This window comes from Peribacillus sp. (assembly GCF_059453735.1).
On record NZ_JAZVJO010000030.1, the window covers coordinates 1 to 5,695 of the forward strand.

The following is a 5,695-nucleotide window of genomic DNA, read 5'->3' on the forward strand; positions in this document are numbered from 1 at the left end:
TTGTCTTCCTAAGACCGCTTGGCCCTCCGACTTTAATCAATCGATTGATTAAATTTACTTCTCCTCTATATATTCATTCATTTTCTAAAATTTCCTTTAATTATTTTTCAGATTCCCCTACGTGATTATGTATCCACCTCAATTACTAATACCTATTTTATCCAATTGTAAACCTACATGCTGACTGACTTTATGTGTATAAATAAAAAAATGTCCCAAAAAGTCATTTTCCAATGACCCTTTGGGACAGTATCTTTTCCTATTTTAAATCTTCAACAGAATCAATATCCATATACTCAGGAACGACCAATCCATTTTTCGTTCCTTTTAGGTTTGGTCCCAGATCAATTATTTCATCTTTATAGGTATTATAAAATTCTAGATGTGTTCCTGGGAGCCATGCAGCCACCATTGCATCGGCACTGCCATTAGCTACCCCCGCAAACATCGGGCCTACTTCTACTTGACTTAATGTCACATCATAGCCGTTTTGCTCTAGAACCTTGCCAATTACGTTTGTACTGGCAATTTCAGTGTCCCATGCCACATAAACAAGTTGGATTTTTTCACCATTTCCAGCTTTAGCACCTTTTGTCCACTTGGCCACTTCATCTGGGTGTGCTTCTATCCATTTTTCTGCTGCTTCAGTTGAAGACATTCCTCCAGCAACATCGACCATTACTTCTTCCATATCACTTGTTTCCCAATAGAATTGATCAAGAATCGTATACGCACCAGGTGCATCTTGTTCTAGACCTTTTCGAACAACCGTATTAATATTTTCAGAACCGCCAAACGATTTTTTCGGATCGTCGAGATATTTCAAATCGTATGAAGAGAACATCCAGTGCGGCGACCACCCGGTTACAACAATAGGTTCTTTTTTATCTAGAGCTTTTTTCAATTCAGCAACCATTGCTGCTGAAGAACCTTCAATAAGCGTCCAGTCATCTAGCTGATACTCCTCTATTGCCGTATTCGTCAATTTCATTAATCCTGCTCCAGGTTCAATCCCGACAATTTCATAATCGACTTGAGCACCGATATTATCTTTATCCCCTGTTATAGCAGCTTCTTTAGAGATCATCGTAAAGATTGCTGTACCAACTACAAGTACAACCATAATGATCGAAATAAGTTTTCGGCTAATAATATGTTCATATGCCGGCTTACGCAGGTTTTGTGTAATACGATCGAGAACAATCGCAATAATAACAATCGATAATCCGGCTTCAAAACCTTGTCCTACATTAATTTGACTAACAGCCCGGTAAACATCTGCCCCTAGCCCAGGCGCCCCAACTAATGATGCTGTAACGACCATAGACAGAGCAAGCATGATGCTTTGATTGACCCCTGCTAGTATCGTCGGTGTGGCAATCGGAAGCTGCACCTTAAATAACTTTTGAGTCGTTGTCGAACCGAAGGCATCAGATGCTTCGATTAATTCATTTGGTACTTCTTGTATCCCTAAGTTAGTCATGCGTATCGTCGGAGCGATAGCAAAAATAAACGATGCGATGATTCCTGGTACTACGCCTATTCCAAAAAATAAAATGGCTGGAATTAAATAGACGAAGGCCGGCATCGTTTGCATGAAGTCTAAAATAGGTGTTACCACTTTTCTAACCGTTTTATTTTGGGCACACCAAATTCCAATGGGGATCCCAATTAAAATGGTCAGGAAACCTGATAAAATAACGATGGCAAGGGTTTGGATACTTGATTCCCAATAACCCAAGTTATCAATTAATAGTAAACTAATTAAAGTAAATAGTCCGAGCGGCCACTTACTTGTATAAGTAACCAATAGCGTTAAAATAACAATTAAAACAATAGAAGGACCTACACTCATAACATCCACTAAAATAGTTAAGAGACCTTCAATCGTATTGGTTATAAGTGAGAATAATCCAGCAAATGCAATCGTCATCCAATCCACTAAAGAATCTACCCATGCTCCTAGTGGGATTTTCGGTATATTCATTGAATTACTCACTCTCCAATTCATTTAAAGAATCTTTATTTCCCGCTAAAGCACCAATAACTGGCCCGCGAAGGACGATTCCTTTTATTCTATGTTCATCATCTATTACAGATATGGGTACTGACGAGGTTGAAATCACATCCATAAGATCAGCCAGCAGTTGATCCTCTGGAACCGTTGGGATATCTGTTGACATCACTTCAGAGATAGAGAGGTCATGTTCCATCGCTTGACGTGCTTGTTCAGCAGACAAAGCCCCTAATAACTTCTGCTTACGATCCACGACAAATATACTGGAATAACCTTGTTTACGCATAATTTCTAGAGCAACCCTCGGTCCTCTATCAACCGTTACTTTCTCTGGTCGAATCATCACATGGGATGCAGTCAGTACTTTCGATAGATCCACGTCTGCAACGAACTTCTCTACAAATTCATTGGCAGGATTCATCATAATTTGTTCGGGCGTGCCCAATTGAATCACACTGCCATCTTTCATTAACGCAATTCGATCACCAATTCTTAGCGCTTCATCAAGATCATGAGTGATAAAAATAATCGTTTTTTTGAATTGCTCTTGGATTTCAATTAATTCATCCTGCATATCTTTACGAATTAATGGATCTAGAGCGCTGAAAGCTTCATCCATTAACAAGATATCGGTATCACTTGCAAGCGCACGAGCAAGACCCACGCGTTGTTGCATACCGCCGCTAAGTTGCGATGGTAACTGATTTTCGTACCCTTTTAACCCAACAACTTCGAGTGCTTTGATTGCTTTTTCACGCCGTATTTTTGGATCAACTTTCTGAATTTCAAGTCCATATTCAGCATTTTCGACAATCGTTTTATGAGGAAAAAGAGCAAAGTTTTGAAAGACCATACTAATCTTCTTCTGTCTAACTTCTCTTAATCGAGCTGAATTCATCTTAACGATATCTTCATTATCAATAAGAATTTCACCAATCGTCGGATCAATCAACCGATTAAACATGCGGATTAAAGTTGATTTCCCACTTCCCGACAATCCCATTATGACGAATATTTCACCAGGGTATATTTCGAAATTCACATTATTAACCCCAACTGTATGTCCGGTTTTTTTCAAAATATCTTTCTTTGATTTACCTTGGACCAACAAATCAGCAGCTGTTTTTGGAGATTTCCCGAAAATTTTCGAGACATTTCTAACTTCTACATTTGGTTTCATTAAGTCACCTCATTCTAATAGTTGCCCAGATGATATTCGGTTATGCTGTATTTCCTCTTTTTCTGATGAATTTCACTATCCTTGCACAAGCTTATTCCCCTTACTAACCACATTGATGTTGGAACGTAATAACACCAAAGATGGACAATGAAGCAGCTAAAATACGCCAGCCCACTAACCACAAGGAAGAATAATTTTTCAATTCAGGATTATATTGAAAGTATAAAGTATGTGATTAACTAAGTTCTCCGGAGAGGGAACTAAAACAACTGAGGGAATTTTGCATATACAGTATGTTGAGAAAGGAATGAAACTTGGTTTCATTTATAGTAAAATTGCTATTGCCTAAAAGGAGTTTTCCACGCTTACACAAGGCACTGTGCATAGAGGTATAATTCCCATACGTATTAATAACCATCCGTATCTAATTACTTGAACAATTTTTGTAGGAAAAAACGATGTGATATGATAAAAGAGGAAACTACCTGCACAGCTAAACGAACAAAATATAAATGGGCTTTCACTACATATATCTGTGATTTCACACACATTCTTATACTAGGATAACAAAGTTTGGATGAAAATCCAAACGATTTACATCGGCAAAGCGGAAAATATATGCTTGGAACGTAATTAAACAACTCTTTACGGGTCCATTCAGCCAGTTTAAAAGTTCAAAAAGACGACACCTTATATCGTGTCGTCTAAAAGCTATTTTTTACAGACTTCGTTTTTTTACTATAAAAACGTATGAATTCCCTATCAATGTTTATTCACTATTTTCATTATATTTCTGATTAATTTCTTCTCGTGCCTCTTCAAAACTTTGATCAGCTAAGTTTCTCAAATCGTTCTCCACTTCTTTTCGTAACTCCATTATATGACTGTAGCGCTCACTCGTTTTATCAGATAAGAGTTGAAAAGCTGTGCGGCTGATATGACCCTCGTCTTTCAGCATATTAAGTGGTTGACGCATATTAAATTTCTCAAAGCTATTTGCTTCGCCCCATTCAATACCGAAACGAGGGATATTCTTACGCATCTGCCCGTAGCGTTGTGAGGACGCTCCATTCACGGCGTCTCTTTTCCATTCCTCCCACTGTTTCGCAATCTCTTGGGTTTTTTCTAGTTCTTCCTTCAATTGTTCTTGATTCTTTGCGTCTGCATATAATTCTTTTGCTGCTTTAGCTACTTCTTTCAGCTGGTTTTGAACGTCGACATCGACATCGAATCCAATGACATTTACTATCGGCTGGATATCCGATTCAGCCAGTTTTTTAGCTTCAGCTACAGGGTCACCATTACAGGTTTCCACGCCGTCACTAACTACATAAATAATATTGGTATTCTCATCACTGTTTAGTTTTTCTAAATCTTTTTTTGCTTCTGTCAATGCGTTCGCTAGAGGCGTAAAACCAGTGGGTATAAATTGATTCAATGAATCTTGCAAACTCGTTTGGTCATATGATTGCATGTCATAGACTAATTCATTACTTTTACACGATACTTTTTTATCTTTGTCTTCATTACTCCCTTTGTGTCCATAGACCCGCAGGGCAATATTTGCCCCCTCAGGCAGGGCGCCGGCAAACTCTTCGATCGCTTCTTTCGCCGTGTCCATCATCGTCTTGCCGTTCATCTTTTTCGCCATGCTTCCACTGGCATCCAGAATAATTTCTACGTTTAGTTTATCCTTAAATTGATAGCGTTCATCTTTGATTTCAGGATTGCCAAATGACTCGATCGCTATCTCATCTAACACATTTGCTGGATTTGGATAGTCTTCATGAAACAGTTCTAACGACTTCCACCAATATAGTTCAATTTCTTCCTCTGTTGGATTATCCCCAATTTTCGGGAGTTCTTTCAAAAGCGCCACCGCTTTGTTTTGTTTTTCCAACTCTAAATCAGAAAAATCTTGACCCGAAAATTCACCCGCAGCTGCATGGAAGGCTGCTCTTAATCTAGTAAACATTTTTATATTTAAAGTCAGAAAAAAACCCTGAAAGGCTTACAGCCAATCAAGGTTTGCTCAGGATTAATCTCTCTAGATACTTAATCCATGTACTTCTCAGCAATTTGTATACTTCTCTTTAAATTCAAGTCTGGGTATCTTCGATCTAGTCCGTATAGTAACTCTATATACTTTTTACTTTGCAAATTATATGCCACTTCTTCGAAAATCTCACTTAAAAATGAAAGCTCTGTTTTTGTACAGCCTTCAGCAAAAACACACCAAACATGCTCTATCCCATACCCTTCTCCATTTGAATACTTTTTTTACACTTTTGCGACACAAAATCATTTGCAATGTTAATAAAGAAAAAGCGGCACCTGCGTAAAGTGCCACCTAACTAAATCAATAAATAGAATACATTTTTTTCATTTATCCCAATCTAAAAAATCTCCATTAGAACTCTCCATACAATGAAAAACACGACCAAAGTCAGACCGCTGACTATTGTTTTTCCTTGAATTTTATCTTTCTTGTCTTTATT

General features: G+C 38.0%; 3 protein-coding genes. All 3 read right to left on the reverse strand.

Going from position 1 to position 5,695, the window contains the following annotated elements; all coding sequences use genetic code 11:
* Window positions 1–259 precede the first annotated feature (259 nt).
* The 3 genes from AC52RT_RS00870 to AC52RT_RS00880 all read right to left on the reverse strand — a co-directional run bounded on the left by AC52RT_RS00870 (window position 260) and on the right by AC52RT_RS00880 (window position 5,172).
* Complete coding sequence (locus tag AC52RT_RS00870; RefSeq protein ID WP_495539005.1) at window positions 260–1,999, reverse strand: glycine betaine ABC transporter substrate-binding protein; 1,740 nt, start codon at window positions 1,997–1,999, stop codon at window positions 260–262.
* The gene (locus AC52RT_RS00875; protein WP_495539006.1) at window positions 1,992–3,197 is read right to left on the reverse strand and encodes a quaternary amine ABC transporter ATP-binding protein; all 1,206 of its coding nucleotides are present in this window, start codon (window positions 3,195–3,197) and stop codon (window positions 1,992–1,994) included. The genes AC52RT_RS00870 and AC52RT_RS00875 overlap by 8 nt, the downstream gene beginning before the upstream one ends.
* Before the next feature lie 769 nt (window positions 3,198–3,966).
* A complete protein-coding gene (locus tag AC52RT_RS00880) occupies window positions 3,967–5,172 on the reverse strand; it encodes a VWA domain-containing protein (protein ID WP_495539007.1) in 1,206 nt (401 codons plus the stop codon).
* Between the last annotated feature and the right edge of the window lie 523 nt (window positions 5,173–5,695).